The sequence below is a fragment of the Acetivibrio ethanolgignens genome, from assembly GCF_001461035.1.
GTDB lineage: Bacteria > Bacillota > Clostridia > Lachnospirales > Lachnospiraceae > Velocimicrobium > Velocimicrobium ethanolgignens.
This window is the reverse complement of record NZ_LNAM01000049.1, coordinates 1-252: the sequence shown is the minus strand read 5'-3', so window position 1 is coordinate 252 and position 252 is coordinate 1. Positions and strand designations below refer to the sequence as shown.

At 28.6% G+C, this 252-nt stretch carries 1 pseudogene; it reads left to right on the top strand.

Going from position 1 to position 252, the window contains the following annotated elements:
* Positions 1–226, top strand: a pseudogene (locus ASU35_RS19110) (hypothetical protein); the annotation flags it as partial.
* Positions 227–252 lie beyond the last annotated feature (26 nt).

The following is a 252-nucleotide window of genomic DNA, read 5'->3' as shown; positions in this document are numbered from 1 at the left end:
CAAAAAATCCAAAATAAAAATGTACAAATGCTATACTGTTACCATGGAGGTAAACAGTATGATTTTAAAAAGCAGCATTATTGTAGATTTAAAGATTAATTCATTGGAGGACTTATACAAATTGAAACCGTTTACAGAAAATTCTTCACTAAACATCAATAAAAGCCAGATTGCAAGAGAGCTTGGTGTTGACACAGCTTTGAGGAATAAAAACTTTTCGCATTAATTTTAAAAAATTTATAGCCATTTACA